The sequence below is a fragment of the Aminobacter sp. P4_D5 genome (assembly GCF_056401815.1).
The window spans coordinates 1-19,656 of sequence record NZ_JBFUIP010000068.1; the positions used below are offsets into that span (position 1 = coordinate 1).

Below are 19,656 nucleotides of genomic sequence, written 5' to 3' on the forward strand. Positions count from 1 at the left end.
TTGCAGATGAGGGACGTTGTCACCCCAAGGGACATCGCCCTTAAGGAAAATTCAACAAAATGAAAAAGCTATTCTCAGGCCTATGCGCGGGCAGCCTGGCCGCCACTTTTGCACTCACGAGCGTTCCCGCGAACGCTGCGCCGGCTTTCCTGCCGCCTACCGCAAGCGTTCAGTCCGATATCATCCAGGTGCAGGATGGGATGAAGTGGCGCAAGAAGGATAACCGCAAAAATGGCAACTGGAACGGCGGTGACTTTCGAAGGAGCGGCAATTCCGCCTACTACAACGGCCACAAGGGCTATCGGTACCAGCGCCGCGGCTATCAGGAATACAACGGTTTTTGGTTTCCTGCCGGGGCATTTGTCGCAGGAGCACTGATCACCGGCACAATCATCAACAACAACAACAGCAACAACGGTGGCGGAAGCGCACATGTCGAGTGGTGCTATGATCACTATCGTTCATACCGCGCATACGACAATACGTTTCAGCCGAACTATGGCCAGCGCCGGCAGCGCAACTCGCCATTCGGCTGATCACTGATTCAGTGGGCAAGACCCCACACCGCCGCTCCGCGAAACCCGGAGCGGCGATTTTGTCGTCCGCTGAAGCGGCAGTGCATTCCAACCTAGAGGTGTCACCATGGCCACGTTCAATGCGTTGAAGATGCAGGAAATTGACGAAAACGCCCTGCTTTCGACAGAGGAAAAAATAGTCGAGCTGCGAAAGATCGAATCCGAAGCGCGCGCTCTGCAAAGGGCCGCATCTGAAAGTTCGATGAATAACAGCGACGGATGGGAAGACGATTTGCGTCAGGTCCGCTTTGCCCTGTACCGGCTTGGGGCGAAAGAGCCACAAAAGGGCGCCGCCACCCTTTGAACCCAATGTTTGGCAAAGGCCAGGGCACCACAATGTCATCATGGCGGCTGCCAGCCCAGCGGCGGCCAACCGCCCGCTAGCACTTGTCGGCTTTTGGTGAATCGATGCGACCACAGGAATGACCGCCATGAAGGCGCGAAGCCGTCCGTCCCTACGGTTGCCGCATATCGTGCGCGCTCGTCAGGCAAAAATGCAGGATGATCAACCGCCGCCAGCATCGAGCGGTTGAACTGCTGCCCCTGGGAAAATCTTCTGGAGGTTGCCGGAGATGATCTTGTCACCCTCTTTGATGCCGTTTGTCAGCGTCACGAGATCGCCATCGGTGGGGCCCAATGCGACCACGCGCTGTTCGACAAGATTGTCCTTGCCCACGACGTAGACGTATTTGCCAAACTGACTGGAGCCCAGCGCCGTCTGCGGCACCATCAGCGCGTTCGGCAATTCCCTGATGTGCAGGCGAATGCGAACATATTGGCCTGGGAGCAGTGAGAGGTCGAGGTTCCCGATCGTTGCGCGGGCGGCAATCGTGCCTGTGTTGCGCTCCACGGCATTGTCGATGAAGGTCAGCTTGCCTTCACGCGGCTTGCTATCGCTGCCGGGGATGATGACCTCGGTCTCCACCGTGCCGTTGGCAAAGGCCTTCTGAATCTCGGCCAGTTCGGTCTCGCCCGGGTTGAAGGTGATGTAGATCGGCGAGAGCTGGACGAGATTGTTCAGCGGCGTGCCGGCGGAGCTGGTGACCAGCGTGCCTTCCGGCGCCTGATTGCGTCCGAGGCGACCGGCGAAGGGGGCGCGGATCTCGGTGTTTTTCAGATTGATCTCGGCGGTCCGCAAGGCCGAACGTGATATGGCGAGTGCTGCTTCGGCCTGTCGCACCGCGCTCCGGCGTTGGTCGAACCCGTCCTTGGCCAGGTAGCCGTTGTCGGCGAGCTTGTTGCCGCGGTTCAGACTGGACTTGAGGTATTCGAGCGATGCCTGGTCACGCTCGATCTGCGCCTTGGCCTGATCGAGCGCGGCCTGATAGTCCGAGGCCTCGATTCTGTAGAGCAGGTCGCCTGCCTTCACGTCGGTGCCGTCCGATACCGGCTGTTCCTGAAGATAGCCTGACGCCTTGGCGCGCAGCGTCACATTGCGGATGGCTTCCGTGCGCGCGGCATATTCGAGATAGATGGGAATTGTCTTCTTCACCACGCCGACCACCGGCACCGGCATTGCCTGGGGAGCCGCAGCCGATGGTGCGGCACCAGCAGTCGTGCTGCCGACGCCCCAGCCATGTTGAGCCAGGAGGTAGCCGCCCGCCACAGCCAGTGCGAGAAGGCTGCCGTTCAGACCGAGTTTGAAAATGCGCATCTGGATACTCCTGATTTATTCGGCCGGCTCGACCACCTGGGACGGCAACGAGCGGCGCGCGAAACGTTCACGCCAGGTTTCGAGGACGACGTAGAAGATCGGGACGAAGGCGAGGGTCAGCACGGTCGCGATCAGCATGCCGCCGAAGACGGTGGTGCCGATCGATTGCCGGCTTGCCGCGCCGGCGCCTGACGCCAGCATCAGCGGGACGACGCCCAGGATGAAGGCGAAGGCCGTCATCAGGATCGGGCGCAGCCTGAGGCGCGCGGCTTCGACGGCCGCAGCGACGATCTCTATGCCTTCTTCACGCCTACGCTTGGCAAACTCGACGATCAGGATCGCATTCTTGGCGGCGAGGCCGATCAGCATGACGAAACCGATCTGCGAGTAGACGTCGATCTGCAGGCCCCGCACCCAGATCGCCAGCAATGCGCCGAGCAGGGCAAGCGGAACGGCGAGCAGCACGACGAAGGGCATCGACCAGCTTTCGTACTGCATGGCCAGAACCAGGAAGCAGAAGACGATCGCCAGGCCGAAGACAAGGGTTGCGATCGAGCCGGCCCGGATCTCCTGATAGGTGATGCCGGTCCATTCGAAGGAGAAATCCCGCGGCAAGGCGGTTGCCGCGACACGCTCCATGGCGGTGACGGCCTGGCTCGAACTGAAGCCTTCGGCTGCGGCACCATTGATGAGAGCGGAGGGATAATTGTTGTAGTGGGTGACCGTTTCCGGTCCAGAAACTGCCTTCAGCGCGCCCAGCGTGCTGAGCGGCACCATGTCTCCGGAACTGCTGCGGACATAGAGCCGTGAAATGTCGGTGGCCTGGGCGCGCGCCTGCTGTTCGGCCTGAAGGGTGACGCGAAAGGTGCGGCCGAACAGGTTGAAGTCGTTGACATAGAGCGAGCCGAGATAGATCTGCAGCGTCGAGAAGATGTCAGGCAGGTTCAGGCCGAGCAGCTTCGCCTTGTTGCGATCGAGGTCGTAGGAATATTGCGGGGTCGAGGTGCTGAAGGTCGTGAACAGCGTGAACGGGTTCAACTCCGGCTGCTTGCGGGCCTCGGTGAGCAGGGCCTGCGTCGCCTCATCGAGTGCCGCGGCACCGCGGCCGGTCAGGTCCTCGACCTGAAACTCGAAGCCGCCCGTCGCGCCGAGACCCTGAATGGAGGGCGGGTCGAAGGCGAGAACCAGCGCTTCCGGAATCTGGATCAGCTTGCCCTGGGCAATGTTCTTGAGCTCGGTCGCGCTTTCGCCGGGGCCGCGCTCGTCCCACGGCTTGAGCACTGCGAACTGGACGCCCGCATTGGACTGGTTGGCGAAGGTGAGGAAGGAGAAGCCGACGACGGAGCCGACGGATTCGACGCCAGGCAGGTCGCGGAGAATTTCCTCCGACTTCTTCGCCACGGCTGCCGTGCGTTCCACCGACGCACCGTCAGGCAATTGGAGGACGACGAAGAAGTAGCCCTGGTCTTCGACGGGCAAGAAGGTGGAGGGAATGCGCTGGGACAATGCGTAGGTTGCGTACAGGGCCAGCCCGAACAGTCCGATGAACGCCCAGCGCCATCGGACGAAGCTGCGAATGCTGCCGGCATAGGCGTTCGACATCCAGTGGAACCCGGCATTGAACCAGCGGAACAGGATGAATTTCGGCGCGCCGCGATGGCGCAGGAACACGGCGCTCAACGCCGGGCTGAGCGTCAGCGAGTTGAAGGCCGAGATGGCGAAGGAGATCGCAACCGTCAGCGCGAACTGGTTGTAGAGCTGGCCGGCGACGCCCGGTATGAAAGCGACGGGGACGAAGACGGCGAGCAATACGCCTGTCGTCGCGATGATCGGGCCGGTGACTTCCTTCATCGCGATTTTTGTCGCCTCCAGAGGCGGATGGCCGTCTTCGAGCTGGCGTTCGACGTTCTCGACGACAACGATCGCGTCGTCGACGACCAGGCCGATGGCCAGCACCATCCCGAGCAGCGACAGCATGTTCAGCGAGAAGCCGAGCAGATACATCACCGTCAAAGTGGCGATCAACGACACCGGTATCGCGATGATCGGGATGATGGTGGCGCGCCAGCTCTGAAGGAAGATGAAGACGACAAAGACGACGAGCAGCAGCGCTTCGACGAGCGTCTTGACCACGTCGTCCATGGCAGCGGAAACGAAGCGGGTCGTATCGTAGAACATGTTGTAGGACATGCCGGACGGGAAGCGCTTCGACAGCTCGTCCATCTTGGCCTTGACACTGCTCTGCAGGTCGAGCGCGTTGGAGCCCGGGGCCTGAAGAACCGCGAGCACGACGCTGTCCTCGCCGTCGAGGCTGAAGGACGACGAGTAGGACAGAGCGCCGAGTTCGATACGCGCCACGTCGCGCAGATGAATTGCGGCGTGGGTTTCAGGATCGACGCGAAGGATGATCTCGCCGAACTGCTGCGGGTCGCTCAGGCGACCGATAGCACTCACCTGCATCTCGAACGGCGTTCCGGATGGAGCCGGCGACTGGCCGATCTTGCCGGCCGCGACCTGGATGTTCTGCTCCTGGATGACGTTCTGTACATCGACGGCGGTGACGCCGAGACTCGCCATCTTGTCGGGGTCGAGCCAGACGCGCATGGAATAGCGGCGCTCGCCGAAGAACTGGACGTCGCCGACGCCGGGCAGTCGCTTGATCGGGTCGAGGATCTGCAGATAGGCGTAGTTCGACAGCGTGGTGAAATCGACCGACTTGTCAGGCGAGCTGAGATTGACCAGCACGTTGAAGTTCGGGTTCTGCTTGATGACGGTAACGCCGGCCTGGTTGACCAGGGCGGGCAGGGAGGGGGCTGCCTGCGAGACGCGGTTCTGGACGTCCATGGCGGCGATGTCGACATCATAACCGACCTGGAACGAGATGATGATGCGCGCCGACCCGTCGTTCGAGCTCGTCGAGGACATGTAGAGCATCCCGGGCACGCCGTTCAGCTGTTGCTCCAGCGGGGTCGTCACGGTATCGGCCACGACCTGCGCGCTGGCGCCGGGATAGTTGGCGGCGACGACGATCTGGGGCGGGGTGATGTCGGGAAACTGCGCGACGGGCAGAAGGAAGTAGGAGATGGCGCCTGCCAGCACCATGATGATCGCGATCGCCGAGGCGAAGATCGGCCGTAGGATGAAGAAGTTGACCATGATGGCTCTCTCCGAGGCGGCTCGTGATGGTCGATGGCTGCCTTGGGGACGGCAACGAAAAACCGTTGCAGCACACGGAACCGTGCGCTGCTCTTGAACAACCCGATATTGACTTGCGAAGGTGGATGTTACTATCTAGTAACAGGATAAATGTTACGGATCGGTAACATTGTCAAGGGCGTTCCAGCGACAAGATTGGAAGCGAGGAAACGTTGATGACAGCTGCTGTCAAATGTCCACCACGGGAACGGATCATCGACGCTGCGCGTGACCTGTTCAGAAAGCATGGCATCAAGGGCATTGGTGTCGATGCCATCGCCGAGGCCGCAAACAGCAACAAGATGACGCTCTACCGCCACTTCGGCTCGAAGGACGACTTGGTGTTTGTCTGCCTGCAGGAGGCTGCAGCCGAAGCTGAAGCCTTCTGGGAGGGGATCAAGGCCGCCAATCCCGGTGATCCCAAGGCGCAACTGAGCGACTGGGTCCGCCGCGCCGGCGAATTCGTCACCGTCGAACATTGCAATTGCGAGCTTCTCGATGCCGCAGCCCAACTGGTCGAGATCGACCATCCCGCGCGGCAGTTCGTCGAGGACCTTCGCAGCCTTTACCGGGTGCGATTGATCGAGCTCTGCAGTACTGCCGGCGCCGCCGACGCCGAACTGCTGGTCGATGCGTTGACGCTTCTGGTCGAGGGCGCGCGGACGAACTGGCGCAGCGCCGGGCCTGGTGGAGCCGCAACGCGCTTCGTGAAGGTTGCGGATATGATCGTCGGCGATTTTTTGGCGTAGCATGGCAGCGGCGTTATCCCCGAGCCGCCAGCCTCCCGCTTGGTAACGCGACCCTCGCATCACGCTCCAGGGACCTGATGTAAACGATCCAAGGGACGCGAAGCGGCCATTCACCGGTCTCGGCCTTAACGTCCGCTTTTGCGCGAAGGCAAAGTTTGCCTGAACGTCCTGTTCGGGGCGCTATGCCGTCATCTGCGATGATCGACTTTTCACCCCCATTGAGGCCATCGTGACTGGGCTCGATGAGACTCAGAGCACCGTTATTTCTTGGTTCACGGCTGGGCGGCTGGCGCGGGTAGTCTCTCCCAACCTAATACCGAGCGTCCGCCATTTGATGGCGACGCTGCTCGTTCGCGCGTGACGAAGGTATCGAACGAGGGGCCGTCCGCTGTGGACTCGAGACGGCGCGCTTGTTCGTCGAGCCGGCCCTTGATCTGAGGATAAGTGCTTACCTTCCTATCGGACGGTGTCTTCGACAGCGTCTACCGTATTGTTGACGTCCTTTCCGGCACCTCTAACCGTATTGGCGCAGGCCGACAGTGCAAACATGCAGGCGATGGCGACGATAGGTACAAAGCGCGATCTCATCATGGACGACGTCTCCCTCATTTAATTTGCCCATCAGGAACGAATACAGGCCAATCTGGTTCCACACTCTCCCCGCCAAAACAAATCACGGTTCAAATGAGAGTAAGGGCCTGCCGTAAAAGATATGGCAAGCTCTTATTACTGGAGCGATTGGGCACGTCCTGGGCTTGGCGACAAGTAATGCCTTGATAAGGTCCGGCCTACTGAATCTCGCCCGATGCTCGCTGGTGGCCTTCTGGCCGTATGTAAAAACCGTTCAACCGTAATCGGCGAGGCATCGCAGTCTGGTGGGCGGTGCGCCCCTCATCTCCCCGGTCCGGTGAGGTCGACGACGAGCGCCACCTGCCGGACCCTTGACTCCTTCACTTTCTCTCGGTGGCCGCGTCATCGCCCGCCATAAATTGAAGAAATTCCTCGAGGTTCGTCCAGCCATCTCCATCCAGGTCGTATTGGCCGTCCTTCGGGTTCGCTGGATCAAGGCCGTTCTTTACTTCCCAGTCATCGGAAAGTCCGTCTTTGTCAGAATCCAGATAGGGCGTTCCCCCAGCCAAGTCCGGCCATCCGCCGACTTGCGTCGGATCGGTTCTGAGCAGTTTTCCCCGGCGTTCTTCAACCACCTCGATGACGCGCTTGTCGACCATATCCCGCTCAGGTTTATTCGCGCCAGCATTCTCCAACACCTGTTCGTAGGCTTGCTGCGGCGTGGATGTGCGGATTGCCGGGGCGTCAAAAGGCTCCGCCACAACAAAATGCCTTTGATCTTCGGCAACGACCAACTTTTCTTCCTGGGCGGCGTCGGTTCGGTAAGTTTCGTCGTAATTGTCGTTGACGTAAATCGCGTGTCCCATCCCGCTTTCTTCAAATAGATGAATCATGTGGTCATCGACGTCTTTATCACCTGCAATCTTGTAGTTGCCGACAACGTTGGCACGGATGGCCGACCATTCGTCGCCGAAAGTCACCACATATTCCCATTTTGGCGAATAAAAAACGTTGTTCACGATGCTTGTGATCCCATCTGGGTCACTGGTTTTTATCTGGGGATTTCGAAACTTGCCCAAGGCAAAAAGCGAGTGGTGCACCGAGATGTTCCCGCCCTTGGTGAACAACATGTTGCGAGCGCGGTTCTTCTTGCCGGGCCCGCCGTACAATAAAGGCTCGCTCGTGATCCCCCACTGCCAGGTAAAATCACTTGCTCCTTCGGAATCGATTGTCTCGTCGGACCCCCAGCTGGCCGATATGTGGTCCAGCATGATGTCTTTCGCTGCCTCAGTATACATTCCCAACGCCCCCGAACAGCAAGCCTCGATCGCATGAGGACCAGGGCGGAGCCGGATATGCCGAATGATCACGTCGTGAGTTTGAATTTCGATCGAGGGGCGAATTTGCTCGTCGCCGTTGCGTATGGCGATTCCGCCCCCCGGAGCCGTTTCACCCGCGATGGTCAGGAACGGGTTCCGGACAACCAGCGACGCGACGTCGAGAACAATAGTTCCGGCAGTTCGAAAAATACAAGTTCGCGGCCCCGATGCCTCAATGCAGTCACGCAACGAACCTGGGCCAAATTCGCTCGCGTTGACAACGAATAATACCTTGCCGCCTCGCCCGCCGACCGCACCGGCGCCAAAACCTTCTGCGGTGGGAAATGCGCGCTGCCTTCCATCTGGAAGCTTCGGCGAAAGCGGCGTCGTCAGATGCTGGGCGGCGGCTTCACCCGGCGCCATCGCTCCTTGGCCGATCAATCCAACCGCAATTAAGCAGCCGAGAGCAATTCTTTCAAAAAAGGCCGGAACATCCACTTCGAAGATTGTTTTCATGCGCCTTCCTTTTCAGGAATTTGAGACATGGCCGTCATGTCGTACCTCGCGCGCACCGCGGCCGCGAGGATGTGGATTACTGGATCTTTCTAAGTCTCTTTCGGAATCCCATCACCGCAGTGCGAGGAACCGGTTTGCAGCTCTAGTTCGCCTGTTCGGTGAGCGAACATGGCGCAGAGTTCACACTTGCCACTCAACCGTTCGATTTGCCGGTGTGCAAATATTGCCACATTGCTCCCAAATGTGCATTGAGCTTAGTCTATGCGCGACATCAGCCTTGTCCGCCCGATTTCGGCTCGCCTCGCCGTCAGCTTGAGAAGCCATTGAACGCCGAGCCGCACCGCGTCGCCGTCGAGAGCGGCCGTCCGGAGATAATTGCCACTCTCATTATTGCGCCAAACCGAATGTACCACTAGAATGCCGTAGCGGAACATAGGCCTTCTCGATGTCCTAGTGACTCATGATCACATCGGCTTCAGACGCTCTCAACGGTGATCTCACTGCCGACCTGCAGCGCCGAAAAAATACGTCTTTTGTCTTTAATCACGCCAACCATACATTAGGCCTGCTGGACGTGTGGGGCTTGGCCAAACGGCGCATCTGGACGATCACCACGGTCGTTTTGGGCTGCACTTTGCTGGCGACAATTGCAGCGCTTACACTTCCGAAGACGTATACTGCCACCTCGGGAGTAGTCTTGGAAAGGAAGGACGTCCGTCCGTTCGCTACCGATGCATCCCTGCAGTCGCTTGACCGTGACCGTTCGGCTGCGGAAACCGAAATGGACGTTCTGCAATCGCGACAGTTCGCCGGCCGCATCGTGGACAAGCTGGACCTTGTCATCGATCCGGGCTTCAACCCGTATGCCCGCAACAAAGACGAACCGAAAAACACTGATGGAATTCTTGCCAGTCTAAAGCAAATCGCCGGAACTTTTCGGCCGACTGTTCCCTCGGTCGAACCTCCAGCTTTGTCAATTCAGCGTGATCGCGCGATTTCGACATTATTGTCTCAATACGATGTGACACGCAACGGCGAGAGTCTCGCCGTCAGGATCACCGTCTCTAATCGAAATCCAAATCTTGCTGAATTGATCGCAAATACAATTGCGATGATGTACGTCGAATCCTCGCTCGAGTTAAAGCAGGACGAGCGGGTTGCGGACAAAGAACGTGCATTGACGACTGGCGGTGCGGTAAGTTTCCTCCGACAAAGCATAGCGCAACCCCTCCTGCAAACCCTTCGGTCTGAAGAGGCGCGGCTTGAGCAAGAGCGAGCGGAGTTCGTAGCGAATCTTGGTGAAAATCATCCGAAGGTCATTAACAAGAACGAGCAGATCGCGACCGTTCGTAAAATGACAAGCGACGAGGTCGAGCGTATATTGGTGGATCTTGAGGCTGAGTCCCTGAAGCCAAGCGCGCGAATTGTGTCGCAGGCAGAAGTTCCAACGTCGCCGTCGTTTCCCATCCCGAGCATTATCATTCCGGCAGCGTTTGCAGGCTCAACCCTGCTGGCCTTTTTGCTGGCTCTTATGCTTGAAGCAACGGACACACGAATCCGAAGCGGCGAGCAGTCGTCGCGGCTCTTGCAGATTCCCAATCTCGGCTATCTGCCGGAGATTCCAAGAAACCGGTTATCGGCGACGCCATTGTCGATCGCTGGGCACCATTTGACTTGCACCGAAGCTGACCGAGCCATCTACATGGCCTGCCGCTCGACCGACATGGGCACACCACATCGCGTTGTCCTGGTAACCCCTTGCCTGCATCGAGGGGCGAGCACTTCCACCGCGTGGGGGATTGCGATGGCCGCCGCAGCGGACGGCCGTCCGACAATGTTCGTAGACTTCGATGTTCGAGAGCGGGGGCGCGCCTACCAAGCGACGACGGAACGCCAGATCTTGCTAGCAGAGGTCCTGCAGAATGATCTAGTCTCGCCTGGAATGAGCTTCATTGAGGCAACCCACGCCTTGTGCGATCCAAACGTGCCGTTGAACTCCAACCGGCTCCTCGACCTTCTTTCGACCATCGAGAAAAACGGATACGAATTCATAGTGCTCCACGCGCCTCCGGTCCTATCGGCAGGGGATGCAAACTGGCTGGCGCCTTTTGTCGACGGGGTGATCCTGACGATTACCTGGGGCAAGACAACCGAAAACCAGCTGGTCGAGGCCGCTTCGCAGCTTAGGATGAACCGCGCAGCGCTCATTGGCACGGTGATCGACCAGGTCAATGTAGGCATGCATGTCCGCCGCGGATATGGAGGATTTGTCATGCCTGCCAAACTCATCCCCATCAGCAATGTCGACCAGGTTCGCGCCACCAACGGAAGAACCCCTGGCCGCAGGCCATCTCACAATGGCGGTCAGCTAGAGGGTCGGCTTTGAGTGGTAAACTCGTGTCCGCAGCCACGAGGTGCCGAAACGAATGAAGTTATTTTGCGGCATGTGACCCAAGGCTCCCCTGCTTGCGACGAGAGCTCAAAGGTAGCCGTAATGTCTAAGCATCCAGCCACCTAGCCGGCGGAACGAGGCCTGCTGACCAACCGGCATCATGGATCGCCACGCCTCATCCATGGCAAGCGAGAACGAAGCGTTCATGCGCAAACGATTTCCTGCGATCTGGTGGCCTGGGTGAACAGTCTCGCGACGTTGCAGATTTTCGCCGACTTTGCTGAAGTCGAGCCCTGCAAATGCACCTATTGTCTGCATCGCATCGGCTGGATTCGATACGAAATCCTCGTATCGCAAGCGCATGACCTTTTGCGAGCCAAGCTTGCGCGCAAGGTATTCCGTTTCGAGATTGACGATGCTCCAGCGTAGCGCTGTCCGGGATATGGATTTTGGTTTGATCTCGCGTTGCAGCCCTCCTTTAACGTCACGCTCGTAGGCTTTGGCCAGCGACCAGGCCACACCACGCCCATCACGCACCACATGAATGACCCGTAAGTCTATCGTCGGAACAAGGGCCAGCGCCATCGCCCTTCCCGGCAGCTTCGAGGAATCGACGATCACCTTTTTGTTGGATTGCGACAACATCGCCTCGAAAAGGCGCCCGGTGTGATGAGCGTAGAATTCAAACTGCTTTCGATTTCCAAGTCCAGACGACAATTTCGCGTGCCCGAACAATCCCTCGATTTTTCGTTGGCACTCTTGATACTGGGGCATCAGCGACACGCGCTGACCTTCGCACCATTGTCGCAAGGCCGGACCCCAGAAGGTGCAGTCATGGACCGGCTGGCCGCACGCGCAGTATTCGTTCTTTCGCCAGACTTGCCGCGTCAGCGCCGTAACTTCTCCCCCGCCGAGCACCTGGGGATGCTGTCCCAAGGCGATATCAAGCACAGTCGTCCCACTGCGCCCGTAACCTGCGACATAGACAACGCGAACTGGTTGCGTCGCCGGCATACGCGCCCCCTGCCCCTAGGCTTAGGCTAGGCATCCTACCCGACTTCGCGTGCAGCATTCAATTCCGGACGACACCGGATTTTCCTGACTTGCTATCGGCAGACGAAGCCTGTGATTTGGCCTTTAGCATTTTTCAGGATCTGGACGCGTGGGGTTAATGTCATGGCATCGTTCAACCGACTGAACGCTCGACCTGTGCAATCCACCGCAGATGCGATGCAGGTGTTGCTCGGCCTCCATTTGCCGCGTCCAGCGCGATTTTATCAGCAGATGATGCTCATTCGCCTCGTCGAGGAGCGCCTGCTCGAGCTTTTCTCACAGGGGCTGTTGTTTGGCACCACGCACACGTCGAAGGGCCAGGAGGCCAATGCGGTGGGGGTGCTGAATGCGCTCGACCGGGACCGCGACGTCGTCTGGAGCAACCATCGCTGCCACGGCCATTTCATCGCCTATTCGGGTGAGATTGAAGGGCTGATCGCCGAGATCATGGGGCGCGTGAGCGGTGTTTGCGGCGGGCGCGGCGGCAGCCAGCATCTGTGTTTTCGCAATTTCCACTCCAACGGCATCCAGGGCGGCATAGCGCCAGTTGCAGTCGGAAGCGCATTGGCCATGAAGGAAGACGGTGCGATTGCCGTGGTATTTCTTGGCGACGGCACGATGGGCGAAGGCATTGTCTACGAAAGCCTCAACCTTGCTTCGGTGTTCGGCGCACCTGTGCTTTTTGTCGTCGAGGACAATGAGATCGCTCAAACCACGCCGAAACACCTTGCCGTCGCCGGGTCGATTGTCGGCCGCGCCGAACCATTCGGCGTGCGGAGCTTCGCTTACGATGGCAGCGACCCGATCGAGATCCATGCGCTTGCCATGAAAGCCGTCGAATATGTCCGCAAGGGCTCCCGCCCCGCCTGGCTTTATCTCCGCACCGAGCGGATCGGCCCCCACAGCAAGGGCGACGATACGCGCCCAGCCGAGCGTATCGAGCAAGCGAAAGCGCGCGATCCGATCCCCCCCATGCGTCGCCGCGTTCCCAACTTCGAAGAAATTGACGCGTTCTGCCGGGCCGCTGTCGACGATGCGGTGAAGCAGGCATCCTCGGCTGATTTGGCGCGGGCCTAGTCCATGCGTGTCGTCGAGTCGATCAATCGCGCGCTTCACGACCTGATGAGTGCCGACCCCAACCTGATTATCCTGGGGGAGGACATCATCGATCCCTACGGCGGCGCGTTCAAAGCCACAAAGGGGCTGTCATCAGCCTATCCGGATCGCGTCTGGACCACGCCCATCAGCGAGGCAGGTCTGGTGGGCGTGGCTGTCGGACTGGCGCTCAAGGGAAAGCCTGCCATTGCCGAACTGATGTTCGGAGATTTCATGGCACTTGCTGCTGATCAGTTGATCAACCACGCAGCGAAATTCCCGTGGATGTACAACGATCAGGTCGAGGTGCCTTTGATCGTGCGCGCTCCCATGGGCGGAAGGCGCGGTTATGGCCCAACGCATTCGCAGAGCCTCGAAAAGCACTTTTGTGGTGTTCCCGGCCTGACGGTCCTTGCCGTGCACGAGTACGCCGATCCGGCGGCACTGCTGCATCGTGCATTTTCCGCACGGTCACCGCATCTGATCATTGAAAACAAGGTGATGTATGCAAGGCCCGTGCATGGCGCGGCAGCGCTGCCGAGCCCGCTCAATCCCGACGTGGCGATCATCACTTACGGCGGCTGCCTGGAACAGGCCGTAGCTGCAGCACACCGTCTCGCCGAGGAAGACGAAATCGTGGCAAAGGTCGTCGCGGTCGAGCAGCTCTCTCCATTTCCCGAACAGGCAGTGCGAAACGCTGTTCGCGGTTGCGCATGCGTGGTGACCGTTGAAGAAGACTCGCCAGGCTGGGGCTTCGGGTCGGAATGCGCGCATAGCCTGATTGGCCATATCAAGCATTTCAGAGCCCTGACGGGCCCCGATCATCCGATCCCGTCCAGCCGGGAATGGGAGAACGATGTTCTGCCCGGATCGGCCGCCATCCGTGCAGCTTGCCTTGAATTGTTTGAGAAAGACTGACGGCCCATGAACCTGTCCATCGAAACTCCCCGCGTTAACGCCAACGAGGATCATCTCCAAGTCATCGATATCAAGGTTGTCGAGGGGCAGCGAGTTGAGCAAGGCGACATCTTGCTCGTTCTCGAAACCACCAAGGCTGCCATCGAAGTCGAGGCGCCACAGGCCGGTATGATAGGTAGGCTCCAAGTCCAGGTCGGCGCGTTTGTCGAAGTCGGCACTGTCTTGTGCCAGATCGTTGATGCGACCGAGGACGTGGAAGCAACAGATCCTGAAGTCATAAAGTTAGAGACCAAGGAGATCACGATAACGGCCAAAGCGCGCAAGGTCGCGGACGAGATCGGCATCGATCTTGCCCATGTCAGCCCCGCCAACGGCCGTATCGGCGAGGCGGAAGTGCGCGCAGCCGCAATCGGAATGGGTCGTCCAAGTCCCGCACCGCGCCAAGCGCCCGATTGCTCGCGCGATATGCGGCGCGCCTTGATCATAGGCGGCGGCGGGCACGCAGCCTGCCTGATCGATGCGCTCAGCAACTCTGGATACGACATCGTCGGCTGCATCGATCAGGCACTGCCGGTTGGCCATTCCGTCTGCGGTGGAATTTCGGTTGTTGGCAAGGAAGACCTACTGGAGCCCTTGTTTTCGGCGGGCACACTTTATGCCTTCATCGGAATTGGCGGCTCAGAGTCGAACGAGACCAGGCGCATGATGTTCGAGCGCGCCACCACGATGGGCTTCATGTTACCGCCGGTGGTTCATCCCTCAGCGGTGATATCGATCGGAACGCATATCGGGCGCGGCTGCCATATTCTCGCGGGCGCTACGATCGGGCCGCGGTGCACGATCGGAGGCAACGTCATCGTCAACCAGGGCAGCATCGTCTGCCACGACAGCATCGTGGACGACCACGTGCATTTAACACCGGGCGCTATCCTTGCGGGCGGTGTCAGCGTTGGTTCCATGACGGTCGTGGGCATGGGCGCGACCGTGCTATTGGGCGTAAAGATCGGTAAAAATGTCCTGATCCACAATGGCTCGGCCGTTGCCAGCGACGTAGCTGACAATACCCTTGTCGATGCCCACGGACGGCGACAGAAGCGCCAGCCAAGCTCGCTCTGAGTTCCATGTGCGCTGGCGCGCCCCATCGACTGCAGATCAACGAACTCGTCCTAGACTTACCCTAAGAATGTCCAGAGAAACGGGGCAATTCCGGTCGACCGGTCCGACGAGTTTGCCTTCGGCTGATTGCGGTCTGGGCGAGAACCAGCAGCGCTTTCTTGAGCCTTGGTCTCGCTAGCTTTGGGGTGCGATTGGCCAGAGCCCATAAAGATGGGCATAGTTGCATGCCCGGGCGCGCTCACATCCCTCACCTTGAACACAGCAATACATGTCGCCGCAAGGATCTTCAGATCCAGCCAAAAACTTCTGTTGTCGACATACCAGACATCGAGCGCCAACCGTTTATCCCATTCGAGAGAGTTGCGGCCATTCACCTGGGCTAGGCCGGTGATGCCGGGCAAGATGTCGTGTCGACGCGTCTGCTCGGGCGAGTAGCGTCCCAGATACTCCATCAGCAAGGGACGCGGCCCGACCAGGCTCATTTCGCCGCGCAGCACATTGATGAGGGAAGGCAGTTCGTCGAGGCTGGTTTTCCGCAGCAACTTGCCAAAACGGGCCAATCTGACGCCATCCGGCAGAAGATTACCGGCCAGGTCCCGTGCTTCCACCATGGTTCTGAATTTGAATATTGTAAATGGTTTGCCGTGAAGCCCAGGGCGTCGTTGCAAAAACAAAATCGGCCTCCCCAAGACGGCAAGAACAGCGATGGCGATCAAAATGATAAGCCAGGACAGCGCAATGAGAAGTGATGTCGCAACAATAAAATCAAATCCGCGCTTAAGCATCATTCTTTACCTTCACCGCCCTAACTTGCGGCTTAGCCACAAATGGAAATTTCTCGACTCGCTTTGCCGCGCTGGCGGGTTCGAAGCCGATGGATTCAAATGGGATTCTAACTCAATATTCTAACAGAGCCTTCAGACAGCAAAACGAGTTTTTTCCTGACCAGCTGACACTGGAACTGTCTTGGCCCGGTAGAGCAGCGACGCTGCCATTTGGGGTCGCGCGCGCGAAGCGCGAGCTGGCCGCCGCATTGGGGAAAAACCTGTCGTCACGATAACCTGGCCAAGAGGTATTTTCTCTCGTAACGAAGCATCCTCGGGCTGAGTATGTCGGACTACGCCGTGGCGGGTTCGGCATGGCAAGTTTCCCCGACGGAGAAAAGGTCATCTAGATATGGTCGTCAACAAGCAGCCGAAGGCCTTACTTTCGACCGAGCTCGCGGCGGCACCCAGACGGCACGAGGCAACGTCCAGATATGCGCGCGAACGACCGCAAGGCCACGCTCATGACCTTGGATGACGTCGATTTCCTGATCATCGGGGCCACCAAGAGCGCAACGACCTGGCTGCAGAAGTCGCTCCAGACAGATCACCAGGTCGGCATGCCGGAACCGGAACTCCACTATTTCAGCCGGAAATTCGATCGAGGCGACGACTGGTACCTTGCCCAGTTCCCGCAAAATGCGGACGGCCTTGTTGCTGGCGAGAAATCCAACTCCTACCTCGAAAGCGCCGAGGCGGCGGGTTTGATATCCAGAAAGTTGCCGAAGGTGAAGCTGGTGGCCCAGCTTCGCAATCCCGTCGAGCGTGCGTATTCGGACTACTGCATGATGTATCGGCGCGGGGAGATCGGTCGCGATGTCGCGTGTTACCTCGACCCGCGTAGACCCCAGAATACCCGCCTCATTAGCGCCGGCCTGTACCATAAGCAGTTGCGGCCCTTCTATGATCGCTTTCCTTCCGATCAGATCCTTGTAACTTTTTTCGAGGTGATGAAGCTCCGGCCGCAAGATCACCTCGGCGCCGTGAGGGAATTCCTTGGCCTCGCATCTGGAGGTACGGTCGCCTGCATCCAGACTAAAATAAAGGACAAGACCACCCCTATGGTGGGCCCCAGGGTGCGCCGGGCCCTCCGGCCGATAAAGCCTCTTGCAGCTCTGTTTCGCGACACCGCGTATTTCCGCAAGGTTCATGCAATGCTCAGCCGCGAGACTCGATACGCTCCGCTGCCTGCGGGCGTACGAGAGCGGCTGGTCGACTATTATGCCCCCGATGTCGAGGCCTTAGGGCGCATGATCGGAAGGGACTTGTCCGCCTGGCTGGCAGACAGTCCCGCTTCGCCGGAGGGCGGAKCTGAGAGCGACTGACGCGAAGGGCAAAAAACCCGCAACTGCGTAAAATCGGAACCACTCAAGGGTTTAACTGACACATCCCGCGCGTCGTGCACCTTTCCAACACCTTTCCAACAATTGACAGCCACCACAAGATACAACGCCGGACCCGGAGTTGAAACCGCGCGGCTGCAACCGCTCTCCGCCCACGCATCAGCTCCAAGGGTCGCTCCTCGCGTGGGTCCGAGAAATCAAGTGCCATGCGGCACCAGCGGGGGGGGTTCACATGAGACACAACCATATCGCTGCGAAAACAGCGCAATTGCGAGACTTAGGCGCAAACGCCAACGGAGAAACTAATACGCCTCAGCCCAATAGCCCGTTACTTGTAACCGTGGCAGCTTCGCTGACTAAGAAATCCCCCTACCTGCGCGCGCGATCGCGGATCTCTTCTGCGGTGAAGTCAACCATAAGCAATCGATATCTCTACGCAGTCGATCTTTCGCTTAGCGCGCTGGCGCTGATGCTGGCGGCGTGGCTCCGTTTCGGCCCGCAAATGTTCCTTACCGACGCCCGCGCGGCCAAAGCGCTCGCGATTCTGACTGCGGTGTTTGTGGTCATCTGCGCTGTAACCTTTCCCGCTGCAGGCCTGTACAAGCGCAAGTGGAAATATGCCTCCATTCCCGATTATGTCGTCCTCGTGCAGGCGATCCTGATCGCCTCGATGGTCCTCATGACGTTCGTCTTTTTGTATTCGCGTTTCGCCATCATTCCGCATTCCATCATCGCAATCGAGATCATGGCGCTGGTATCGTTGCTGGCTGCCGTCAGGCTTAGCTTCCGGCAGGAAGACTTCAGGACCCTGATCGGTGCCCTGCATTGGGCGCCGGCCGATCTCAACCCGCGCATCCCAGTGCTGCTTGTCGGCGCGGGCCACGAGGCCGACCTCTATTTGCGTGCGCTGCAGCGCGACTCGACATCGACGCACGAACCGGTGGGGTTCCTCAACAATTCTCCTGACGAGACCGGGTCGATGATGCGCGGCGTCGCGGTGCTGGGCTCGACAGATGAATTCGACGCCGTCGTGGCCGAACTTGACGGCCGAGGCCAGCGGCCTCGCCACCTCATCTTCACAGCACCGCTTTCTTCATTTGAGAGCGGCGAAGCGGAGCGGCTGATCGCCTGCGCCGACCGGTTGGGCATGGCCGTTTCACGGCTGAATCCCGCGACAGAATTGCGAAATCCCCGAGTTGCCACCGAGTTCGAACTGCGGCCTATCGAGCTCACCGACCTGCTGGAGAGGCCGCAGGCTGCGCTCGATGTCGCCGCCATGCAGCGTTTTATCGGCGGCCGCCGCGTCATGATCACTGGCGCCGGCGGCTCGATCGGTAGCGAACTGGCTAGACAGGTAGCAAGGCTCGCGCCATCACGGCTGGTTCTTGTCGATAGCAGCGAGTTCAACCTCTACTCGATCGACCTTGATCTTGCGGAAAATTTCCCCGCCATAGAGCGTTCGGTGCATTTGTGCGACGTGCGCGACAAACGTCGTGTCGAAGGGGTGTTCGCGCAGCACAGGCCGGAACTCGTATTCCACGCCGCCGCCCTCAAGCATGTGCCGATGGTCGAGCTTAACCCSTGCGAAGGCGTGCTCACCAACGTSTTCGGCACGATGAACATCGCCGAGGCGGTGAAGCGCTGGGGCGCGCTCGGCATGGTGCAGATYTCCACMGACAAGGTGGTRAACTCRCCCAAYGTGATGGGSTCSACGAARCGGCTTGCSGAACTCTATTGCCAGTCACTCGACCTGGAAGGAGCGACCGACGCTGCCTCTCCGCGTTTCATGACCGTGCGCTTCGGTAATGTGCTTGGTTCCAGTGGGTCGCTGATCCCGTTGTTCAAGCGGCAACTTGCACGTGGCGGGCCACTGACCGTCACGCACCCTGAGATGATGCGCTTTTTCATGACCATTCGCGAGGCCGTCGAACTGACGCTTCAGGCGTCGGCCTATGGTCTCGAGAAGAAGTTGGGAAGCGGCGAAATCTTCGTTCTCGACATGGGCGAGCCGATCAAGATCATCGACATCGCACGGCGGATGATCCGCCTGGCCGGCTTCGTGCCCGATCAGGACGTGCACATCCAGATCGTCGGCTGCCGTCCCGGAGAAAAGCTGTTCGAAGAGCTTTTTGACGTCTCCGAGAAGCGGGTCAATCCGCCTGTCCCTGGAGTCATGGGGGCAGTGCCGACGCCAGTGCCACTGTCCGTACTTTATGAAGGCTTCGAGCGCCTGCGTTCGGCGGCAATGGAAGGCGATACCAAGTCTGCTTTTGAAACGATGAGCTTCATCCTGTCGCAGAGCGATGGACGCAATAATGGGCTGACACCATGATTCCC

15 protein-coding genes are annotated in these 19,656 nt (G+C 59.1%); 9 read left to right on the forward strand and 6 right to left on the reverse strand.

The window, feature by feature from the left end:
* Positions 1 to 59: 59 nt before the first annotated feature.
* Both AC1DWF_RS16250 and AC1DWF_RS16255 read left to right on the forward strand, forming a co-directional pair.
* Entirely contained in the window at positions 60 to 536 is a 477-nt protein-coding gene (locus AC1DWF_RS16250; RefSeq protein ID WP_476785715.1) for a BA14K family protein, read from the forward strand.
* Between the two features lie 106 nt (positions 537 to 642).
* Positions 643 to 879 (forward strand): hypothetical protein, encoded by a 237-nt coding sequence (locus AC1DWF_RS16255; RefSeq protein WP_476785716.1) that lies wholly within the window; start codon positions 643 to 645, stop codon positions 877 to 879.
* A 201-nt stretch (positions 880 to 1,080) separates the two neighbouring features.
* Here the strand turns inward: AC1DWF_RS16255 and AC1DWF_RS16260 are convergent, their stop codons facing one another.
* Together AC1DWF_RS16260 and AC1DWF_RS16265 are read right to left on the reverse strand one after the other, a co-directional pair.
* On the reverse strand, positions 1,081 to 2,229 hold the full coding sequence (locus tag AC1DWF_RS16260; protein WP_476785717.1) for an efflux RND transporter periplasmic adaptor subunit: 1,149 nt from the start codon (positions 2,227 to 2,229) through the stop codon (positions 1,081 to 1,083).
* A gap of 15 nt (positions 2,230 to 2,244) precedes the next feature.
* On the reverse strand, positions 2,245 to 5,385 hold the full coding sequence (locus AC1DWF_RS16265; RefSeq protein WP_476788977.1) for an efflux RND transporter permease subunit: 3,141 nt from the start codon (positions 5,383 to 5,385) through the stop codon (positions 2,245 to 2,247).
* A 215-nt stretch (positions 5,386 to 5,600) separates the two neighbouring features.
* Here AC1DWF_RS16265 and AC1DWF_RS16270 point away from each other — a divergent pair, with 215 nt between their 5' ends.
* A complete protein-coding gene (locus tag AC1DWF_RS16270; RefSeq protein ID WP_476786784.1) occupies positions 5,601 to 6,173 on the forward strand; it encodes a TetR/AcrR family transcriptional regulator in 573 nt (190 codons plus the stop codon).
* Positions 6,174 to 6,629: 456 nt separating this feature from the next.
* Here the strand turns inward: AC1DWF_RS16270 and AC1DWF_RS16275 are convergent, their stop codons facing one another.
* Both AC1DWF_RS16275 and AC1DWF_RS16280 read right to left on the reverse strand, forming a co-directional pair.
* A complete protein-coding gene (locus AC1DWF_RS16275) occupies positions 6,630 to 6,764 on the reverse strand; it encodes an entericidin EcnAB (RefSeq protein WP_476788976.1) in 135 nt (44 codons plus the stop codon).
* A 359-nt stretch (positions 6,765 to 7,123) separates the two neighbouring features.
* Positions 7,124 to 8,578 (reverse strand): pectate lyase, encoded by a 1,455-nt coding sequence (locus tag AC1DWF_RS16280; protein ID WP_476786448.1) that lies wholly within the window; start codon positions 8,576 to 8,578, stop codon positions 7,124 to 7,126.
* Between the two features lie 460 nt (positions 8,579 to 9,038).
* Between AC1DWF_RS16280 and AC1DWF_RS16285 the strand changes: the two genes are divergently transcribed.
* Positions 9,039 to 10,964 carry a GumC family protein gene (locus tag AC1DWF_RS16285; RefSeq protein ID WP_476804219.1) on the forward strand — a complete coding sequence of 642 codons (1,926 nt, stop codon included), beginning with the start codon at positions 9,039 to 9,041 and terminating at the stop codon, positions 10,962 to 10,964.
* Between the two features lie 93 nt (positions 10,965 to 11,057).
* Here the strand turns inward: AC1DWF_RS16285 and AC1DWF_RS16290 are convergent, their stop codons facing one another.
* Positions 11,058 to 11,984: a sulfotransferase family protein gene (locus tag AC1DWF_RS16290; protein ID WP_476788974.1), complete on the reverse strand. Its 927-nt coding sequence runs from the start codon at positions 11,982 to 11,984 to the stop codon at positions 11,058 to 11,060.
* 270 nt (positions 11,985 to 12,254) lie between these two features.
* On the opposite strand from AC1DWF_RS16290, the gene AC1DWF_RS16295 reads away from it, so the two are divergent.
* The 3 genes from AC1DWF_RS16295 to AC1DWF_RS16305 are packed head-to-tail and all read left to right on the forward strand — an operon-like array spanning position 12,255 to position 15,152.
* Positions 12,255 to 13,100, forward strand: a complete 846-nt coding sequence (locus AC1DWF_RS16295) for a thiamine pyrophosphate-dependent dehydrogenase E1 component subunit alpha (protein ID WP_476804218.1) — start codon at positions 12,255 to 12,257, stop codon at positions 13,098 to 13,100.
* Positions 13,101 to 13,103: 3 nt separating this feature from the next.
* Positions 13,104 to 14,036 carry an alpha-ketoacid dehydrogenase subunit beta gene (locus AC1DWF_RS16300; protein ID WP_476782824.1) on the forward strand — a complete coding sequence of 311 codons (933 nt, stop codon included), beginning with the start codon at positions 13,104 to 13,106 and terminating at the stop codon, positions 14,034 to 14,036.
* 6 nt (positions 14,037 to 14,042) lie between these two features.
* Positions 14,043 to 15,152: a NeuD/PglB/VioB family sugar acetyltransferase gene (locus AC1DWF_RS16305; RefSeq protein WP_476782823.1), complete on the forward strand. Its 1,110-nt coding sequence runs from the start codon at positions 14,043 to 14,045 to the stop codon at positions 15,150 to 15,152.
* 56 nt (positions 15,153 to 15,208) lie between these two features.
* Here AC1DWF_RS16305 and AC1DWF_RS16310 read toward each other — a convergent pair whose 3' ends face one another.
* Entirely contained in the window at positions 15,209 to 15,940 is a 732-nt protein-coding gene (locus AC1DWF_RS16310) for a sugar transferase (protein WP_476782822.1), read from the reverse strand.
* A gap of 470 nt (positions 15,941 to 16,410) precedes the next feature.
* On the opposite strand from AC1DWF_RS16310, the gene AC1DWF_RS16315 reads away from it, so the two are divergent.
* Both AC1DWF_RS16315 and AC1DWF_RS16320 read left to right on the forward strand, forming a co-directional pair.
* Positions 16,411 to 17,301, forward strand: coding sequence for a sulfotransferase family protein (locus AC1DWF_RS16315; RefSeq protein WP_476841829.1), 891 nt, complete (start codon positions 16,411 to 16,413; stop codon positions 17,299 to 17,301).
* A gap of 139 nt (positions 17,302 to 17,440) precedes the next feature.
* Positions 17,441 to 19,651, forward strand: a complete 2,211-nt coding sequence (locus AC1DWF_RS16320; protein ID WP_476782820.1) for a polysaccharide biosynthesis protein — start codon at positions 17,441 to 17,443, stop codon at positions 19,649 to 19,651.
* Positions 19,652 to 19,656: the final 5 nt, after the last annotated feature.